This window comes from Thalassolituus sp. (assembly GCF_984348125.1).
In genome coordinates this window covers 65,171-82,803 of the sequence record NZ_CFHJLR010000014.1, presented here as the reverse complement: position 1 = coordinate 82,803, position 17,633 = coordinate 65,171, and the positions used below count along the sequence as shown (strand labels likewise).

Here is a 17,633-nt window from a genome sequence, read left to right as displayed (position 1 = left end):
CAGGAATACAAAGTAATGGAAATATACATGAGCTGGTGGAACGAACTGGCGGGTCAGGACTACGAATGGTTCTGGAATGTCGGTATCGCTCTGACTCTGACACTGATAGCAGGCCTTTTCTGGCGCATGTTGCGCAAACGTCTGGTACAGCTTGTCGCAAGCACGGAGAACCACTGGGACGACGTGGTCATCAATGCGATTGCAGTGCCAGTTAACTGGATGATTGTCGCGGTTGGCCTGACCTGGGCCGGAGACATCACCGCCGCGTATTACGATAAAGAAGTGCAGGGCAGCATCTCGGTGGTGCGCCAGTTATCGCTGATTATTCTTGCCGCCTGGGCCATGTGGCGCTTAATTAACCGCGTCGAAGAAAAACAACTCGAAGGTGGCATGGACCCGACGACGGTTCAGCTGGTCGGCAAACTGGCTAAGCTCGCCGTGACCATACTCATCATACTGCCGGTTTTTCAGTTGTTGGGGATTTCAATCTCGGGGATTCTTGCCTTCGGTGGTATGGGCGGCCTGATTGTTGGTCTGGCGGCGAAAGATCTGCTGGCGAACTTCTTCGGTTCGCTGATTATCTATCTCGATAAGCCATTCAAGGTAGGTGACTGGATACGTTCACCGGATCGTTCAATTGAAGGTACGGTCGAAAGCATCGGCTTTCGCGTGACCCGCATACGTACATTCGATAAGCGTCCGCTGTATGTCCCTAACTCTGTGTTCACCAGTATCTCAGTAGAGAACCCGTCACGGATGCTGAATCGTCGCATCTATGAAACCATTGGTGTGCGCTATCAGGATGCGCAAGTCGTACGGGGCATCATGGAAAAAGTACGCGACATGCTGCGCCAGCATGGTGAGATCGATCAGGATCAGACCATGATTGTAAATTTTAATGCGTTTGGTGCGTCGAGCCTTGATTTCTTTATTTACACCTTCACTAAGACTACTGACTGGGTGCATTACCATGAGGTGAAGCAAGACGTACTGCTCAAAATAATGGATATCATCCATGAGAGTGGTGCTGACTGTGCCTTTCCGACAAGGACATTGCACCTCGAAAGCATGCCTGCGGAACTCTCACGCAGAGAGACTGCCGCACAGGGTGTCACACAAGGGTAATCCTGTGTTGGTAGCTTGATAGGCTATTGCTATCAGATGGTTTGAAAAGATCAATTTAACGTATAAGCTCCATGCTTCTAGTATGGAACTCGTTCAAACATAAACCTAATGGAGAAACATCATGATCGATACAGAAATTAAGCCATTTAGCGCAACTGCATTCAAAGATGGCGAATTCGTTGACGTAACTGACGCTGACGTAAAAGGTAAGTGGGCTATCTTCTTCTTCTACCCAGCTGACTTCACTTTCGTTTGCCCAACTGAACTGGGTGATGTGGCTGACAAATACGAAGAATTGCAGAAGCTGGGCGTAGAGGTGTTCTCTGTTTCTACCGATACTCACTTCGTACACAAAGCATGGCACGATGCTTCTGAAACCATCGGTAAGATCAAGTACTACATGCTGGGCGACCAGAACGGCACTATCACCAACAACTTCGGTGTAATGCGTCCAGGCCAGGGTCTGGCAGACCGTGCTACTTTCCTGATCGATCCAGACGGTGTTATCCAGGCAATGGAAATTACTGCTGAAGGTATCGGCCGTGACGCTGACGACCTGATGCGTAAAGTGAAAGCAGCTCAGTACGTTCGCAACAACCCAGGCCAGGTTTGCCCTGCTAAGTGGAAAGAAGGCGACGAGACTCTGGCTCCTTCACTGGATCTGGTTGGCAAGATCTAAATCTGACTTCTGAGCTAGCTGCGTTGCCTGCGCGGCGTTAAAAGCCAGTTTCGGAATGCTCATTTAGGCTAACTAAACTCCGCTTCCTCAACTGGCTTTTGCCTTGCACAGCCTTCCTCGCCAACGCTCAGATGTACGATGAAAACCTCAGCTTCGGCTGGGGTTTTTCTTTGCGCTTTTGACATCGCAGGAACTAAATACCAATATATACCTATATTTGGTATTGGAGGTGTGGGCATGCCGAAGAATACAAGTGTCACCTTGGGTGATCATTTCGATAATTTTGTGGCTGAGCAAGTACAGAGCGGGCGTTATGGCTCGGTCAGTGAGGTCATTCGAGCGGGTTTGCGCAAGCTTGAGGATGATGAGCAGAAGTTGGCAACATTGAGAAAGTTGATTTCAGAAGGCAAGGAGAGCGGTGTTGCTCAATACAGCTACAGTGCTCTGATGCAGGAATTTGATAACTAAGCAGGGAACGCTTACAAGTGAATGGATTCAGGATTTCAAATGCAGCCATGAATGATCTTCGGGAGATCGCTGCATACACAGAGAGAACTTGGGGAGGTCAGCAACGGCGAGAATATCTCAGACTAGTTGATGAGGCCTTTAACCTCCTGGCTAACAATCCTTCCCTTGGTAGTCACTGTGACTACATTGCAGAGAACTTGCGGAAGTATCCTTGCAGGAGCCACGTTGTCTATTATGAGCTTGATCCACCAGGTATCTTTGTTATCAGAGTCCTGCACCGTAAGATGGATGTTAGCGCCGCCATAGGTTGCAGTTAAACCTCGGGTTCTACCTCTTCCTGCTGTGTTTTTTATCGTCTGAAAATACCTGAAATCTGACCCCACTTCGGGGCACAGTTAGGAAAATAGTTAAGAAAGAAAGTGCCACGAGTGCAATCAAAACCAGAGCAGCTTTGCTACCAGTTGCCCACCCCAAGTGATAACAGAGTACAACCCAGAACATGCCCGTTGCTCCCAGGCCAAACCACACGATAAACCTGAGGGATCGCTGCTTTCCCAAGACCCCGATTTCTTGAATAGGCTGGTTAAGCTTCTTTCTCAAACGACCATTCTTCACAGTCACTCCTTAACTTCTCTGGTCTTGAGCGGGATCATCACCTTGTGCTCCCGTCATGCTAGTTTAAATCGCACTATAGGTTATAACTATGGTCGGGCTTTAGCTAATACCTATCACCCTCTTAGAAAAGATTGATTTATCTTATCAATACTGAGGCGCTACTATAATCCTGTACTTTGAATTAAGGCGCTTCCGGCACCATATAAGTAGCAGCCAGAAGCCGAATCAACATAAAGGAAACCATCATGCTTGATGCAAACATGAAACAACAGCTGGGCGCATACCTTGATAACCTGCGTAACCCAATTTCACTGCTGGTCGCTGTGGATGGTTCGCCTAAGTCGAATGAACTGGAAGAGCTGGCGCGTGAGATCGCAGAGCTGAACGATAAGATTTCTGTCAGCACGACTGAAGACAAAATTAATGGTCGTGCACCGGTGATGGCGATTGCGAAAGAAGACAACGCTCCGCGTGTATTCTTCGCGGGTATTCCTCTGGGCCATGAGTTTACGTCTCTGGTCCTTGCACTGCTGCAGGCAGGTAGCCACCCATCGAAGGAAGACCAGGCATTACAGGATCAGGCGAAGGCACTGACTAAAGAGCTGAACTTTGAAGTGTACGTGTCGCTTTCGTGCCACAACTGCCCGGATGTCGTTCAGTCGATTAACCTGATGGCGGCTCTGAATCCGAACATTACCGCAACCATGATTGATGGCGGTGTATTCCAGGAAGAAGTGACCAGTAAAGACATCATGGCGGTGCCTGCGCTGTACCTGAATGGTGAGCCACTGGCGAACGGTAAGCAGACTCTGGCAGACATCATCAACCTGGTTGATGACGATGCCGACGAGAAAGCCGCCGCTGCACTGAAAGACAAAGACCCCTTCGACGTTCTTGTTGTCGGTGGTGGCCCTGCAGGCGCGTCTGCAGCAATTTATGCGGCTCGTAAGGGTATCCGTACCGGTGTCGTTGCAGACCGCTTTGGTGGGCAGGTCTCAGACACTGTGGGAATTGAGAACTTCATCTCTGTACCTTACACCGAAGGTCCGAAGTTGGTGGCGCACCTCGAAGAGCATGTCAAAGAATATGACGTTGATGTGATGAAGGCCCAGAAAGCCGTTGGTGTTCGTAAAACAGACAGCGGCCTGACCGAAGTTGAGCTGTCGAATGGCGCTGTGCTCAGTGGCAAGTCAGTGATTCTGGCTACAGGCGCTCGCTGGAGAGAGATGAACGTTCCGGGTGAGCAGGAATACCGTAATAAAGGTGTGGCGTACTGTCCACACTGTGACGGTCCTCTGTTCAAAGGCAAAAAAGTGGCTGTGATTGGTGGTGGTAACTCAGGTATTGAAGCTGCAATTGATCTCGCAGGTATCGTTGAGCATGTAACTGTACTTGAGTTTTCAGACACACTGCGTGCGGATGCCGTACTGGTGAAGAAAGCAGAATCTCTGCCGAATGTTGAAATCATCAAACAGGCAATGACCACAGAAGTACTGGGCGATGGTCAGCGTGTTACCGGTCTGCAGTATAAAGACCGCGAAACAGACGAAACTCATATCGTCGAGCTCGCTGGTATCTTCGTACAGATCGGTCTGGTGCCAAACACTGAGTTCCTTAAGGACACAGTGACACTGACTGAACGCGGCGAAGTGGTGATTGATGACCACGGGCAAACCAGTATTCCGGGCATATTTGCCGCGGGTGACTGTACGAATGTACCGTACAAGCAGATCATCATCTCGATGGGGGCCGGTGCAACGGCCGCGCTTGGCGCATTCGATCACCTGATTCGTAACTGATTTTAATTAAAGCACCCTGGCCACCGTAAAGTGGCCTTCCTCTGAAAAAGAGGGAAAAAGCCGCAAGACATGAAGTCTTAGTGGCTTTTTTTATGCGTGCTGATTCAAGCCAAATATAGTTCCTTAAAATTCAAAAAATATAATTCGAACTATTTTCGATATGAGCTCTCCGATTACGTACTCGTTTTTTATTACGGAGATGTTTTTATGAAAATGGTCATGAACACACTGACAAAGAAAATGGCAATTCTTGGTATCGCTGGCGCCTGTGCCGCTCCGGTAATGGCGGATCGTGCAATGTATGCCGGTGGTGGTCTGGGAATGGCAGAGCTGGGAGACGACAATGACGTCACCATGCCATACGGTCGTTTTGGCATGTACATCAATGAGAACTTTTCCGGTGAAGTTCGTGCTGGTTTTGGCCTTGATGACGATGGCGTGGAGCTGGACAGCCTGCTGGGCGGTTATGTCCGTGGTGGTATTGCCTTATCTGACGTATTTTTTCCATACGCTATCGTCGGTCTGACCCGTGCGGATTACAGCTATGACAATGGCGTCTTCAGTGATTCTGACGATGAAATGGGCCTTTCTATGGGTATTGGCGCAGACTTCAACATCAATGAGCGATTAGAAATTAACGCAGAATATATGAACTACATCGACGACGATGATGTAGAACTGGATGCTCTTGGTGTTGGTCTGGCCGTGAACTTCTGAGGTATGCTCTGGGGTATGACTGAATCGCATACCTCTCATAATTCGCATGCCTCTTCACCTCGGCCTGAGCACAGCTGCCCGCTGTGCGGCGCTGACAACCACTGTCAGCCCGCCGCTGCGGGCTCTTTCGATACTCTATGCTGGTGTATGACTGAGACAATCAGTCAGCACGCTCTCGACCAGATCCCCGCTTCAAGCCGGAATAAAGCCTGTCTTTGTCCCTCCTGTGCCACTGATGGCAATCAAACCCAGCAAAAGTCCCGACATACGTAAAACTGTCATAGTTCACTGGTATCCCTGACCTCTGGTCGAATAGCTGGTTTGGCGTATCAGGTTCGGCCAAGTAGCTGCATTGTTCAGACCCTTGGCATAGGGTGACATTAGCAGTACTGACGAAATGGCCTTCGGGTTCTATAGAATAATGACAGTGGCAGCTGAGTTCTGTAGCGATGCCACTCTGAATAGGCAGGGATACTATGTCTGGTACACACTCAGTTCTGGCGCACGTGCAGGAAGCAGATAACGCGCCGGTCAATACAACTTTTCTTAACGATGTTCTGCGTGGGCTTAGTCAGCCTCAGAAGTCATTGTCATCCAAATACTTCTACGATGAAGCCGGAGATCACTTATTCCAACGTATTATGCGTTGTGACGACTACTATCTGACCCGTTGTGAAATGGAAGTGTTTCGCGAAAAAGCGAACGAGCTGGTGTCCGAGTTGAATATCGACGGAGCCGGATTTGACCTTGTAGAACTTGGGGCCGGTGACGGAATAAAGACACGTCATTTGCTGCGGTACCTGTCAGAAGCGAGTGCTGACTTCCGATACTTACCGGTCGATATTTCTGGTCACATTCTCGATGTGTTGTGCGCGGGTATTCAGCAGAATGTTTCAGATGTCGATATTCACCCGTTCGAAGGCGATTACTTTGCTGCGTTAGGGGAAATTGACCGGTTTTCTCAACGTCGCAAAGTTGTACTGTTTCTCGGCTCTAACATCGGAAACATGCCCGTCGAGGACTGCCACACATTCTGCCTGCGTCTTGGCGAGCACATGCACCCGGGTGATTTACTAATTACAGGCTTTGATCTTAAAAAAGACCCCCGCACGATATTAAAAGCATACGACGACAGCGACGGGCTGACACGGGAATTCAATCTGAATTTACTCCGCCGTATTAACGGTGAATTAGGTGCCGATTTCCGGTTAGAAAACTTTGAACACTTTCAGACCTACAACCCTGTCAGTGGCGCATGTCAGAGCTATCTTATCAGTCAGAAAAACCAGACAGTGAGCATTGCAGGGCGCTCGATATCATTCGAGAACCACGAGCCTGTGTTTATGGAGGTTTCGCGCAAATTCAGTCTGACAGAGGTCGATGATCTTGCTGTGACAACCGGATTTTCACCAGTAAAACACTGTCTGGATAGCAAGGGCTGGTTCGTAAATGCTGTCTGGATGAAGAACTGATGTCAGACCTGTTGAATCAATATCGCCTGGTCCGGGCTGCCTCTGAGTCGATATGCCGGAATCTCTCGGCTGAAGACTATGTTGTTCAGCCTGTTGTGGATGTGAGCCCGCCGAAATGGCATCTCGCTCATACCACTTGGTTCTTTGAGACCTTTATTCTTTCACCGCACTCTTCCGGCTATCAGGTATTTCATCCGGCGTGGGGGTATCTGTTTAACAGTTACTACGAAACGGTTGGCGAGCGCGTACCGAGAGCAGACCGGGGAAACCTGAGCCGTCCAACGGTCGATGAAGTCTACGCGTACCGGAGTTACGTTGATGATGCCATGGCTCAGTTTCTGGAGCGTAACGAACTCTCCCCTGAGCTCGAAGCATTGGTGGTACTGGGCCTGAATCACGAGCAACAGCACCAGGAACTGCTGATTACGGATATTAAATACATCCTTGGCCATAACCCCTTATACCCACCTCTGGAAGTACCTGAACTGCGATCGGCTCAGGCTTTCGCCTCCGAGTTAACAGAGCAATGGGCTGCCGTGGGAGGTGGTGTTTATTCGGTGGGTGTCCCGGCCAGTCATAAAGGGTTTTCGTTTGATAACGAACATGGAGCACACAAGCAGTACATCGAAGATTTTGAAATACGTCGCTCTCTGGTCACTAACCGTGAGTACCAGGCTTTTATAGAAGACGGTGGGTATCTACGGTTTGATTTATGGCATTCCGACGGATGGAGTTGGGTGCAGGAAACAAATGCAGAAGCGCCTCTGTATTGGCAGAAGCCCGAACAGGAATGGATGGTTTATGACTTCAATGGATTGCGTCCTGTTCAGCCTGACCTGCCAGTAGCGCATGTGAACTTTTACGAGGCATCGGCGTTCGCAGCATGGAAAGGCTGCCGCTTGCCAACCGAGTCAGAATGGGAAGTCGCTTCTCATAAGATCCAGTGGGGCGAGCGCTGGGAGTGGACCAACAGTGCCTACCTACCTTACCCAGGTTTCAGTACAGCCAGCGGCGCTGTTGGTGAGTATAACGGCAAGTTTATGGTGAACCAGATGGTGCTGCGCGGTGGTTCAGTCGCGACGCCAGAAGGGCACAGCCGGAAAACCTATCGCAACTTCTTCCAACCCTGGCTCAAATGGCAATATATGGGAATCCGTCTGGTGCGTTGAGCTGCGTTTGTCGCGCTTGCTTCTTTACCGGCTTGGTGTAATCTCACGCTTCGAAATTCGTTAACTAAGAGCTAGTTTTCATGCCTAAGGCCAGTGAAATTAAAAAGAATGCTGCGGTTGAGTACAACGGCAGCGTGTACTTCGTAAAAGACATCGAGCGTTCTGTGCCCCAAGGCCGCGCCGGTGGTTCTATCTACCGTATGCGTATGTACGATGTGGTGACTGGCGCTAAGCTGGATGAGTCTTTCAAAGACAGCGATATGCTGAACCTGGCGGATCTGGTTCGTCGCCCCGTGACTCTGTCGTACATTGATGGTGACGAGTACAACTTCATGGACTCTGAAGACTTCACCATGTACCCGCTGAACAAAGAGACCATCGCTGAAGAGTCGATGTTTATCAATGAAGAGACTCAAGGGCTGCAGGTGGTTGTTCTTAACGAGTCTGCGGTAGGTGTTGATCTGCCAACTATCGTTGAGCTGGTGATCGTTGAGACTGCGCCAGCAATGAAAGGTGCGTCTGCGACATCCCGTACTAAACCTGCGACATTGAGCACAGGTTTGGTCGTGCAGGTGCCTGAGCATATCGCAGAGGGCGACCGCATTAAGGTGAATACCGATGAAAGCAAGTTCACAGGTCGTGCGAACTGATCTGAGTTTCTTTCATACTGAGCCCGGATTATCCGGGCTTTTTTGTATCTGAGACGTGGACATACTTTGGCTTCAATATTTCTTAAAAAGCCGCCGGTGCAGGCAGTACGTGATGACTTGCGTCTCGGTGACTTTTTAGACCTTCCACCTGAAATACGTTTTCCCGGACGGTTGCTACTTGTTTTTGTACGGCATACCGGGTGCCCTTTTGCTGAGCGCGATATCAAACGCGTGAGTGGCTGGGCGGCAGAGAATTCTGAGGTTCATGTGGTTATCGTTACGCATGGTGATGAGGCGTTACGTGACGTCTGGTTGGAAGATATAGGCGGCGCCGAGGGGCTGACCTTCTATCATGATCCAGAGCGTCACCTTTATGGTCAGGCAGGTCTGGGCTTCAGCGCTGCGTCTCACTTTATGGGCTTGCCCTCGTTATTGGGAGTCATGCGTTTATGGCGAGAGGGCATCCGCAACCGAAGCGCATCAGGCACCCGCTGGCAGCGTGCGGGCGTCTTGCTACTGGAGGATGGCAAACTGATCTGGAGGTATATTCCTGAATCTGCCGAAGGCTTCCGCTTACCTTAGAAATCCTCGTGTGGAAAGTAGTGGCTCTGTTTATCGAACTGTCTGCTGAATTCTCCGGCGTTTTGCTGAATATACTCAACAAATGCCCGCGCTGCTGGCGTCAGACTTTTGTTTGCGGGGTGTACTAGGCACCAGCTACGGCGCAGTGGAAAGTGCTCAATGGGAAGAATCTGCAGGGTACCTAGCTGAAGTTCGGGCAAAATACTCAACTTCGGTAAGACAGCGACGCCAAGACCGGCAATGACTGCATGTTTAATCGCATCGTTTGAGCCCAGAATCATAGCCTCAGGTATCTTCAGTCGGGTTTCATGGCAGTGAACCTCGAGTGCGAGCCGGCTACCTGAGCCCGCTTCCCGCATCAGTAACCGGCTGTTGAGAAACTCTTCGGCGCTGACGGTTGGTTGGCTGAGCAATGGGTGCTCTGCCGGTGCGACTGCTACCAGTTCGTTATCGAGGAAGGGGATTGAGATCAGCCCTTTGCCATCTGGCACCATCCCCATAATGACAAGGTCGTCGACGTTATCGCTTAAGCGCTCGATTGCTGTTGCCCTGTTAACCACCCGTACACTGATCCGCACGTCAGGGTTTTTATCGAGAAAGGGGCGCATGAGGTATGGCACAACGTATTGCGCAGTATTTACTGCGGTAATGCGCAATTCGCCGGCGACCCGGCCTTCCAGAGCTGCAAGCTCTGTTTGCAGGTCGAGGATCTCTGCGAAGATGCCTTTCACTGCATCGTACATACGCTCGCCAGCCGCTGTGGTGTAAAGCTTGCGGCCTATGTATTCGAACAGCGATGTGCCCAACGCTTGCTCAAGCTGTCGTACCTGACTGCTCACCGCCGGCTGGGTCAGACCGAGCAGGTCGCCTGCCTGGCTGTAACTGCGCAGTTCATAGACGGCTTTGTATACCTGGAGCTGGCGGAATGTCAGGCGACTGGCAAGTTTCTGGATGGTGAGCGGCATCAGGTTTCTCTATAAGATTCAGCTTATGGATGGTATTAAATATATCAGTTTTGATTTTGTTGTACGGACTTATAATGTTGCTCTGGCGACAGATGCAGCAGAGCAGCTTGTTTGGGCTATGTTGTGATGTGGCTAAATCATTTAGGCTACGCAACCCTGAAGAAGAGGAATGACAGTGAAAGACGTTATCAATGGTGTGCTCAACTTCCGTAAGAATGTTTATCCAGAGCGGAAAGACCTGTTTGGTACCCTCGCGGGTGGGCAAAGCCCCGAGTTCCTCTTCATCACTTGTTCGGACTCGCGTATTGATCCTAATCTGCTGACAGGGTCCGATCCGGGTGACCTGTTTATCTGCCGTAATGCCGGTAACATCATTCCACCACACTCTAACGAAACGGGCGGTATGACGGCCTCTATCGAGTATGCAGTTGCTGTGTTGGGTGTACGCCATATTATTGTGTGTGGCCATACAGACTGTGGTGCGGTGAAAGGTGCTCTGGACATGGATGGCCTGAATGGCCTACCTCACGTTAAAGAGTGGTTGGGGCATTGTCGCTCGGCGATGGAGATTGTGCGCGAGCGAAACGGCATTGAAAGTGGCGCCTGTCTTGGCCATGAGCACTTGAATGAAGCCATTGAAGAGAACGTTCTTCAGCAGGTTCAGCATCTGCGTACACATCCCGTTGTCGCTGCCAAACTTGCCACAGGTAAGGTAGAGATTCACGGTTGGGTGTACAATATCGAGACCGGTGGCATCCGTTGTTCAGTAGAGACCGGTACTTCCTTCGAAAATTTCGAGTCTCGATACCAGAAAGAGATTGCTGAAATTAAGTGACTAAAGTCACTACATTATGTAACAAAACGGGCCATTGTTTCTGTGGCTCGTTTTACCCATTGGCTATGGCCTGAAAAGGCGTAAACTCCTCAGTCAGTTAATAGACAAATTTTAGTTTAATTAACAGTTGTTTATTTTCTTGTCATCACAGTGATGACGTCAGATGGTGGGGCACTGCCCCGATAATAAAAATAATAAGAACATAATTCACACTACGTCTGCGCGCCATTGATGGCGATTCCCGTGGTGGTGTTTCTGACTCTCTTATTATTTTTTGTCGCATTGGGACACCTCCCTTTTGCCACCTTTCTGACACTGCTTGAACAATAAAATAAATGAGCCCTATGAAAAGGGACAGGAGTTCTCACTATGTCAGCGAACAAAGCAGCGCAGAAGAAACTGCCTCCGATCAAAATGCGCTTCAAAAAGCGTGAAGACATTACTCTCGACGAGTGTCTGGGAATGTACGAACTGTTTAAGGTGTACTACCAGAACACGCCGTTTGAACAGTTCCTGGAAGACTTCTCGAATAAAACCGGTGCTCACATTGCTAAGCGCAAAACCGACGGCAAGGTCGTGGGTTTCTCGACGGGTGTTGCCCGCACCATTGAAGTCGACGGCAAGCCAGTCCGAATTCTCTTCAGCGGTGATACTGTGATGGCAAAAGAATACTGGGGGCATTCTGCATTCCCTCAGTCATTTTTCCGCTGGTTGCTTTCAGAGCGTCTCCGTCATCCGACTCTGCCGATGTACTGGTTCCTGATTTCTATGGGCTACCGTACCTACCTGATTCTGGCAAACAACTTCTACAAGTATTACCCGAACATTGACGGTGATGATCCGCACCTGAAGAATGTTGCTTTTACTGCTGCGGATAACATCTTCCCGGGCGCACTCAATCGTGAAACGGGCCTTCTGGACTTCGGTGAGGACGCCTGTACACTGTCAGACTTCGTAACACCGATCACTGACAAAGAGCGTGCTGTGCCTAAGATCGCTTTCTTTGAAAGCCGTAACCCAAGCTGGCATAAAGGCGATGAAATGGCCTGTGTTGGTTCTCTGGACTGTGGTTCGTTTGGTCGGGTTATTCTGGATGCGCGTCGCACCCTCTTTAAGAAGGGAACACGCAAGACCCAGAAACAGGCAAGTTCGGCTGTGGTTAACCACAAACCTGAGAACATTGAGGTGACCGTAGACGATATTTACAACAAAGAATCTGACAGTAAGACTGCCTGATAACGTTGTGAACTCCTGAAAAAGCCCGGCTGTTTTGCAGTCGGGCTTTTTTATTTCTCATTTACTTAGTTCGGATAGCGCTGACGCAGATACTCGAACATGGCTCTCATGCCCATAGCTTCACCACCGACAGGTTTCCCACGGAGTGCTCGGCGATTCCAGGCCATAACGTCGAAATGCACCCATGGAGTTTCTTCGACGAATGCTTCCAGATACAGCGCGGCTGTGATTGCTCCCCCGAATGGGCCGGGAACGGAGTTGACCATATCGGCAACTTCGCTGTGCAGGGCTTCTTTGTACATGCGGAACAGGGGCAGGTTCCAGACAGGGTCCGATATCTTTTCACCCGCTTGCATAAGGTCACCAGCCAGCTGCTTCTGATTCGTGAAGAAGCCGGGCAGGTCCGTGCCAAGTGCAACACGGCATGCGCCCGTTAACGTTGCGAAGTCGATCATCAGGTCAGGCTTTTCGCTGGCACCTTCAAACAATGCGTCACACAGCACCAGGCGGCCTTCCGCGTCAGTGTTGTCGATCTCGACGGTCAAACCTTTGCGAGTCGGAATAACATCGCCGGGTCTGAAAGCATTGCCACTGACTGCGTTCTCAGCGGCGGGGATAAGCAGACGCAGGCGCACTGGTAGCTTATTGGCCATGATCAGGTAGGCCAGACCGATCGTGTGGGCTGCACCACCCATGTCTTTCTTCATAAGACGCATGGAGTCGCCAGGTTTCATATTCAGACCGCCACTGTCGAAGCAGATACCTTTACCTACTAACGTGACCTTAGGGTGGTCTGGATCTCCCCAGGTCATATCAATCAGGCGAGGGTCATGCTCGCTGGCGCGGCCTACCGCATGGATCATAGGGTAGTTCTGTTCAAGCAGTTCTGAACCCACGATATCCCGGACTTTTGCGCCGAATTCATCGGCCATGGAATGAACCGCTGATGATATGTTCTGCGGCATCATGTCAGACGCAGGTGTATTGATCAGGTCTCGAACGCGTTTAGTACCTTCTATTAAGCGGCCAGCTTCCTCAATGATAGCTTCGTTATTCAGGGCCAGTTTTGCGGTGACTGCCGATTTCTCTGTGTACCGGTCGAAGCGGTAGGCGCCAACGCCCCAGCCGAAAGCGAGAGCCAACAGGCTTTCATCGGAAAGGTCAGAAACGGGAGTGTATGTTCCGGCTGGCAATGCACTGGAAAGGTTGCCACAGACGAAGAAATCTTCGGTAGATTCGACCACGCACAGAACGCTATCAATGCTGCCGTCTGTTGCTGGAATAATGGTGTGGCCGGAGCCGGTGTAGCCCGAATGCAGAAGCCATTGTTTGACGTGTTCCGGCTGACTATCGAGCCAGTTGGCGTAGTGCTCTTTCTCGATCAGGTGAAGGGGCGTACCTTCCTGGCTATGCATCAGTACTGCAGACATCGTTATTTCCTGTTTCTGGGTATTCGCTTAGTAGTATAGGAGTATAACAAGGGTAACAGAACCGGACAGATATACAGGGTTCGGGTAAACTAAGCCGCTTTTATTCTGGGCCTTGGGAGGCAGAATGTGGGATGAAATTGGCGGTGGCTTTCTGATCGGTGCCGCCGCGTCTTTGCTCTGGGTGGGCATCGGTCGCATCAGTGGTATGACCGGGGTGCTTTCCAGTTTGTTTCTGGTTATGGACTCAGGGCGCCATTGGGCACTTGCGTTTCTGGTCGGGCTATTGGTTGCCTGGCCGGTGATGCAGGCGATAGGTTATTCAACTCCGATAAACATCACTGATAGCACAGGGCTTCTGATTACTGCAGGGCTCCTTGTGGGGTTTGGTACCTATATTGGCAATGGCTGTACCAGTGGTCATGGAGTGTGCGGCATGGGCCGGCTTTCGTTCCGTTCATTTGTCGCCACGCTGACCTTTATCGCAGCCGGTATTGTGACCGTCGCGATCATGAATGCAGTGGGGTTGAGTCTATGAGGTATGTTATCCCTTTTCTGAGTGGTCTCCTTTTTGGACTTGGCCTGTTGGTCTCAGGTATGAATGATCCACAGAAGGTCCGGGCATTTCTGGATGTGTTCGGTAGCTGGCAGCCGGAACTGATCGCAGTGATGGGCGCCGCAGTGGTTACCTTCTTCATTGTTTTTCAATTAAGTAAAGCCCGGACCAAACCTCTGTTCGCTTCGAGTTTTCACCTGCCAAGCCTGCAGGATATTGACCTTCGTTTGGTTGCTGGTGCAGCTATGTTTGGAATAGGTTGGGGGCTGGTCGGGCTATGCCCGGGGCCCGCTCTGGTTGACGTATTGTCTGGTAATGAGAGTGTACTTATTTTCGTGGGTGCGCTGATTGCCGGCAACCGCTTGGCTCACTATTTTGTTGGACCGGTAAAAAGCAGCTAAGAGTAGCCAGGAATAAACAAGAATAACTAAGAAGCTTTGATCAGAATTTGCTATCGGGCTAGTAGTTAATATCTGTTTCTGTTTGGTGCTGACACACGGTTAACTGTGAATATCGTTAATTGAGGGCCAGCACCATGCATCACATTTCTGATTCCGCTTTATTCATCCTGTCTGTCTTCGGCCAGCCTCATCTTTGTATTGACGAGGCGGCACATTCAGATTCAGAGAACGCGTGACAGAAACTCTTCGGCGTCTTTCACAGACTGTTCCGGAATTTCTTCCATCGGTACATGGCCGACACCTGGGTAGGTAATCAACTCTGATCCTTTGATGTCCCGATGAAACAGCGGCGCGTTCTTCGGCGTGATCCAGATGTCTTTCTCACCCCACTGAATCAGAGTGGGGGCGGTTACGTCAGAAACTCTCTCAGGCGTCATATTGTCGAGCTCCTCAAAGATTTTCAGCAGCGATAACGGATTGCCTTTGTGCAGCATCATATCCTGATAACACGGGATTTTTTCTTCCGCTATGCGTCGCTTGTCCCCGTAAACCTCGCCGAGAATGTATCTGACAACAAACTGAGGCGTTGCTACCCGCACCAGGTGGCGAAGGTAGGGCGTTGTGAAAAGCTTCATGATCAGAGGAAGCTGCATCGGGTAGCCCGCTGCATCCAGAAGTACGAGCGCCTGAACTTTTTCAGGGTGCTCTGCCGCGAAGCTCCAGGAGATATAGCCACCTAGCGAGTTTCCTACCAGTACAGCCTTCTCCAGCTTCAGGTGCTCCAGCAGCGCATTGATACGGTCGACAATTCCTTCGATGGAGGTATCACCGTCACTGATAGCACCGCTGAGGCCGAAGCCAGGCACATCAAGGCGAACAATCCGGTACTTCCCCTTCAGGTGTTCAACCCAGCCATCCCAGGTCTGGAGCGAGGCCATGATGCCATGCAGCATGATGAGGACTGGTGCGTTTTCGTCCTGACTTCCCTCAACCCGGTAGTGAATATTGTCACCACGGTAATGGAAGAATCGGGAGTTATCGTTGGTATAGATCTCGGCCAGCTCTGCTGTACTCAGTTTCGTCAGGCCCAGGTAACGCATCAATGACATGCTGCTTTCCTTTATTTTCTGTTCTGCAGAAGAATGCCCGTCTCTTGGTGTGACCGGTAGGTTGAATAGCGACAGCATTGACTGCGAAATTGTCATCGTTTTGTCAGATGGGGGCCATCTGACTGTCATTTGCAGAGGGTTTACTGTGCGCGTCAGTCACAGAATGAGCCGACGATATGCCTCTGTCTCGCAGGGAGTTTCTGATTGATAGTCTCGCCAGTGGTTTTCTGTTCCCCGGCGGTAAAGATCAGAGAAAACAGGCTGGATTTCCTTTTCGCCACGGCATTGCCAGTGGTGACCCTCTGACCGACGCTATTATTCTCTGGACGCGAATCAGCCCTGACGGCGACCGGGATCTTGTGCCATATCGGTGGGTAGTAGCAACCGATCGCTCTCTTCAGGGTATTGTTGCCTCAGGAGAGGGGCTGGCTTCAGCAGAGCGGGACTTTACTGTTAAACATGATGTTCGTGGTTTGCTCCCGGGCAAAACCTACTTCTATGCGTTTTACGCCCGCGGGCACTGGTCTGATACCGGTCGATTCCGGACACTGCCAGAAGGGAACGTCGATCACCTCAGGCTTGCCTTTACCTCCTGTTCAAATTACGCCGCAGGCTATTTCAATGTATATCGCGAACTGTCACATCGTCATGACCTCGACGTCGTACTTCATCTGGGCGACTACATCTACGAATACGCCAATATTGAAGAGTCGCTGGCATCCGGTCGGGTAAATGAGCCTTTGGGCGAAACCGTGTCGCTGGAAGATTACCGGGCCCGGCATGCCTGTTATAAGGCGGATAAAGATCTTCAGGCAGTGCACCGCCAGCATGCTTTTATTGCCATCTGGGACGATCATGAAGTAGCGAATAATGCGTGGCAGGGCGGTGCTGCTAATCACTCGTTAATACAGGGTGAGTGGGGGCAGCGCTTAAGTGCAGCGGTACAGGCTTATTACGAATGGATGCCGGTTCGCGAAATCAGCCACACCGGCCGACTGGCTCTGTATCGCGGATACCGCTTCGGTAACCTTCTGGATCTCTCGGTGCTGGACACCCGCCTTGCAGGACGGGATGCACCGGCGGAAACCCCCGACGCAATCAATGCGGAGGAAAGAACCTTACTTGGCGCAGAGCAGGAAGCCTGGCTGGAGACCCGATTGGCTTCAGCACAGCAGGAGGGGGTCACCTGGAAGCTGCTTGGTCAGCAAGTGATGATGGCGCAATTCGGACTGGCGGAGCAGCCATTTAATTACGATCAGTGGGATGGTTATCCTGCGGCACGTCGTCGCTTATTCGATTGTATTCGCCGGCACAATGTAGAAAATTTTGGTGTGCTGACCGGCGATATTCACTCAGGTTGGGCTATGACACTGAATGATGACCCATTCACTTCAATCGACACTCCGATAGGCTTCGAATTAGTCACACCCGCGGTGACATCGCCGGGAATCAGTAATAAAACAACGGCTGCGTTAGCGGGCTCTTCGTTAATGCAGGTGATGCCTCATCTGGAATTTATCGATTTTTATTATCGCGGGTTTGTCTTACTCGACATTACCCATGACCACTTGCAAGCCGAGTGGTGGGTGGTTAACCGTGTTGATAGCCCACGTTATGACTCCGCTTGTCTGAAAGCATTGAAACTGAAGCGTGGTGAATATCGATACATCGAATCTCAGCCTGTTAAGCCTGCGACATCGTCGATCGAACTAGCTGATTTCTCAGAGGACCTTTCGTACCTGAGAAACTGGTCTGCGGGTGATGAGCGGGCAGCAACTGATATGATCGCCGCCCTTCACTCTGGAAATTAATTCGCTCTTTAGTGTGC

The 17,633-nt window shown here is 50.6% G+C and carries 19 protein-coding genes; 16 read left to right on the top strand and 3 right to left on the bottom strand.

Annotated elements, in window-relative coordinates; translation table 11 throughout:
* The first annotated feature begins 27 nt into the window (after window positions 1–27).
* The 11 genes from AC5E51_RS11245 to AC5E51_RS11195 all read left to right on the top strand — a co-directional run bounded on the left by AC5E51_RS11245 (window position 28) and on the right by AC5E51_RS11195 (window position 9,276).
* A complete protein-coding gene (locus AC5E51_RS11245; RefSeq protein WP_068435400.1) occupies window positions 28–1,125 on the top strand; it encodes a mechanosensitive ion channel family protein in 1,098 nt (365 codons plus the stop codon).
* Window positions 1,126–1,246: 121 nt separating this feature from the next.
* On the top strand, window positions 1,247–1,804 hold the full coding sequence (ahpC, locus tag AC5E51_RS11240) for an alkyl hydroperoxide reductase subunit C (RefSeq protein WP_068435382.1): 558 nt from the start codon (window positions 1,247–1,249) through the stop codon (window positions 1,802–1,804).
* 237 nt (window positions 1,805–2,041) lie between these two features.
* Window positions 2,042–2,272 carry a type II toxin-antitoxin system ParD family antitoxin gene (locus tag AC5E51_RS11235; RefSeq protein ID WP_491778606.1) on the top strand — a complete coding sequence of 77 codons (231 nt, stop codon included), beginning with the start codon at window positions 2,042–2,044 and terminating at the stop codon, window positions 2,270–2,272.
* 17 nt (window positions 2,273–2,289) lie between these two features.
* Window positions 2,290–2,589 carry a type II toxin-antitoxin system RelE/ParE family toxin gene (locus tag AC5E51_RS11230; protein ID WP_368043851.1) on the top strand — a complete coding sequence of 100 codons (300 nt, stop codon included), beginning with the start codon at window positions 2,290–2,292 and terminating at the stop codon, window positions 2,587–2,589.
* Window positions 2,590–3,132: 543 nt separating this feature from the next.
* Window positions 3,133–4,686, top strand: a complete 1,554-nt coding sequence (gene ahpF / locus AC5E51_RS11225) for an alkyl hydroperoxide reductase subunit F (protein WP_068434626.1) — start codon at window positions 3,133–3,135, stop codon at window positions 4,684–4,686.
* Window positions 4,687–4,893: 207 nt separating this feature from the next.
* Window positions 4,894–5,403: a porin family protein gene (locus tag AC5E51_RS11220; protein WP_491778605.1), complete on the top strand. Its 510-nt coding sequence runs from the start codon at window positions 4,894–4,896 to the stop codon at window positions 5,401–5,403.
* Between the two features lie 3 nt (window positions 5,404–5,406).
* Window positions 5,407–5,676, top strand: a complete 270-nt coding sequence (locus tag AC5E51_RS11215; RefSeq protein ID WP_369598042.1) for a cysteine-rich CWC family protein — start codon at window positions 5,407–5,409, stop codon at window positions 5,674–5,676.
* Window positions 5,677–5,879: 203 nt separating this feature from the next.
* A complete protein-coding gene (locus AC5E51_RS11210; RefSeq protein ID WP_491778604.1) occupies window positions 5,880–6,875 on the top strand; it encodes an L-histidine N(alpha)-methyltransferase in 996 nt (331 codons plus the stop codon).
* On the top strand, window positions 6,875–8,044 hold the full coding sequence (gene egtB, locus AC5E51_RS11205; protein ID WP_068434636.1) for an ergothioneine biosynthesis protein EgtB: 1,170 nt from the start codon (window positions 6,875–6,877) through the stop codon (window positions 8,042–8,044). Before AC5E51_RS11210 ends, egtB begins: the two co-directional genes overlap by 1 nt.
* A gap of 80 nt (window positions 8,045–8,124) precedes the next feature.
* On the top strand, window positions 8,125–8,694 hold the full coding sequence (gene efpL / locus AC5E51_RS11200) for an elongation factor P-like protein EfpL (RefSeq protein ID WP_068434639.1): 570 nt from the start codon (window positions 8,125–8,127) through the stop codon (window positions 8,692–8,694).
* A gap of 66 nt (window positions 8,695–8,760) precedes the next feature.
* Window positions 8,761–9,276 (top strand): thioredoxin domain-containing protein, encoded by a 516-nt coding sequence (locus AC5E51_RS11195; protein WP_068434643.1) that lies wholly within the window; start codon window positions 8,761–8,763, stop codon window positions 9,274–9,276.
* On the opposite strand, the gene AC5E51_RS11190 is transcribed toward AC5E51_RS11195, so the two are convergent.
* The gene (locus tag AC5E51_RS11190) at window positions 9,273–10,241 is read right to left on the bottom strand and encodes a LysR family transcriptional regulator (RefSeq protein WP_068444063.1); all 969 of its coding nucleotides are present in this window, start codon (window positions 10,239–10,241) and stop codon (window positions 9,273–9,275) included. The genes AC5E51_RS11195 and AC5E51_RS11190 overlap by 4 nt on opposite strands.
* A 175-nt stretch (window positions 10,242–10,416) precedes the next feature.
* Between AC5E51_RS11190 and AC5E51_RS11185 the strand changes: the two genes are divergently transcribed.
* Window positions 10,417–11,076, top strand: coding sequence for a carbonic anhydrase (locus tag AC5E51_RS11185; protein ID WP_139325816.1), 660 nt, complete (start codon window positions 10,417–10,419; stop codon window positions 11,074–11,076).
* 369 nt (window positions 11,077–11,445) lie between these two features.
* Complete coding sequence (locus tag AC5E51_RS11180) at window positions 11,446–12,312, top strand: hypothetical protein (RefSeq protein WP_068444061.1); 867 nt, start codon at window positions 11,446–11,448, stop codon at window positions 12,310–12,312.
* A gap of 65 nt (window positions 12,313–12,377) precedes the next feature.
* On the opposite strand, the gene AC5E51_RS11175 is transcribed toward AC5E51_RS11180, so the two are convergent.
* The gene (locus tag AC5E51_RS11175; RefSeq protein ID WP_068443034.1) at window positions 12,378–13,742 is read right to left on the bottom strand and encodes a leucyl aminopeptidase family protein; all 1,365 of its coding nucleotides are present in this window, start codon (window positions 13,740–13,742) and stop codon (window positions 12,378–12,380) included.
* 124 nt (window positions 13,743–13,866) lie between these two features.
* Between AC5E51_RS11175 and AC5E51_RS11170 the strand changes: the two genes are divergently transcribed.
* Both AC5E51_RS11170 and AC5E51_RS11165 read left to right on the top strand, forming a co-directional pair.
* Entirely contained in the window at window positions 13,867–14,277 is a 411-nt protein-coding gene (locus AC5E51_RS11170) for a YeeE/YedE family protein (protein WP_068444057.1), read from the top strand.
* Window positions 14,274–14,696, top strand: a complete 423-nt coding sequence (locus AC5E51_RS11165; RefSeq protein ID WP_068444054.1) for a DUF6691 family protein — start codon at window positions 14,274–14,276, stop codon at window positions 14,694–14,696. Before AC5E51_RS11170 ends, AC5E51_RS11165 begins: the two co-directional genes overlap by 4 nt.
* 221 nt (window positions 14,697–14,917) lie before the next feature.
* Here AC5E51_RS11165 and AC5E51_RS11160 read toward each other — a convergent pair whose 3' ends face one another.
* Window positions 14,918–15,805, bottom strand: coding sequence for an alpha/beta fold hydrolase (locus tag AC5E51_RS11160; protein ID WP_068444051.1), 888 nt, complete (start codon window positions 15,803–15,805; stop codon window positions 14,918–14,920).
* A 176-nt stretch (window positions 15,806–15,981) separates the two neighbouring features.
* Here AC5E51_RS11160 and AC5E51_RS11155 point away from each other — a divergent pair, with 176 nt between their 5' ends.
* Window positions 15,982–17,616: an alkaline phosphatase D family protein gene (locus tag AC5E51_RS11155; RefSeq protein WP_068444047.1), complete on the top strand. Its 1,635-nt coding sequence runs from the start codon at window positions 15,982–15,984 to the stop codon at window positions 17,614–17,616.
* The last annotated feature ends 17 nt before the right edge of the window (window positions 17,617–17,633 follow it).

Bases quoted from the DNA above. Each gene is read 5' to 3' on its own strand.
- AC5E51_RS11245 (WP_068435400.1), top strand. From the start codon at position 28: ATGAGCTGGTGGAACGAACTGGCGGGTCAGGACTACGAATGGTTCTGG.
- ahpC (WP_068435382.1), top strand. From the start codon at position 1,247: ATGATCGATACAGAAATTAAGCCATTTAGCGCAACTGCATTCAAAGAT.
- AC5E51_RS11235 (WP_491778606.1), top strand. From the start codon at position 2,042: ATGCCGAAGAATACAAGTGTCACCTTGGGTGATCATTTCGATAATTTT.
- ahpF (WP_068434626.1), top strand. From the start codon at position 3,133: ATGCTTGATGCAAACATGAAACAACAGCTGGGCGCATACCTTGATAAC.
- AC5E51_RS11220 (WP_491778605.1), top strand. From the start codon at position 4,894: ATGAAAATGGTCATGAACACACTGACAAAGAAAATGGCAATTCTTGGT.
- AC5E51_RS11215 (WP_369598042.1), top strand. From the start codon at position 5,407: ATGCTCTGGGGTATGACTGAATCGCATACCTCTCATAATTCGCATGCC.
- AC5E51_RS11210 (WP_491778604.1), top strand. From the start codon at position 5,880: ATGTCTGGTACACACTCAGTTCTGGCGCACGTGCAGGAAGCAGATAAC.
- egtB (WP_068434636.1), top strand. From the start codon at position 6,875: ATGTCAGACCTGTTGAATCAATATCGCCTGGTCCGGGCTGCCTCTGAG.
- efpL (WP_068434639.1), top strand. From the start codon at position 8,125: ATGCCTAAGGCCAGTGAAATTAAAAAGAATGCTGCGGTTGAGTACAAC.
- AC5E51_RS11190 (WP_068444063.1), bottom strand. From the start codon at position 10,241: ATGCCGCTCACCATCCAGAAACTTGCCAGTCGCCTGACATTCCGCCAG.
- AC5E51_RS11180 (WP_068444061.1), top strand. From the start codon at position 11,446: ATGTCAGCGAACAAAGCAGCGCAGAAGAAACTGCCTCCGATCAAAATG.
- AC5E51_RS11175 (WP_068443034.1), bottom strand. From the start codon at position 13,742: ATGTCTGCAGTACTGATGCATAGCCAGGAAGGTACGCCCCTTCACCTG.
- AC5E51_RS11170 (WP_068444057.1), top strand. From the start codon at position 13,867: ATGTGGGATGAAATTGGCGGTGGCTTTCTGATCGGTGCCGCCGCGTCT.
- AC5E51_RS11165 (WP_068444054.1), top strand. From the start codon at position 14,274: ATGAGGTATGTTATCCCTTTTCTGAGTGGTCTCCTTTTTGGACTTGGC.
- AC5E51_RS11160 (WP_068444051.1), bottom strand. From the start codon at position 15,805: ATGTCATTGATGCGTTACCTGGGCCTGACGAAACTGAGTACAGCAGAG.
- AC5E51_RS11155 (WP_068444047.1), top strand. From the start codon at position 15,982: ATGCCTCTGTCTCGCAGGGAGTTTCTGATTGATAGTCTCGCCAGTGGT.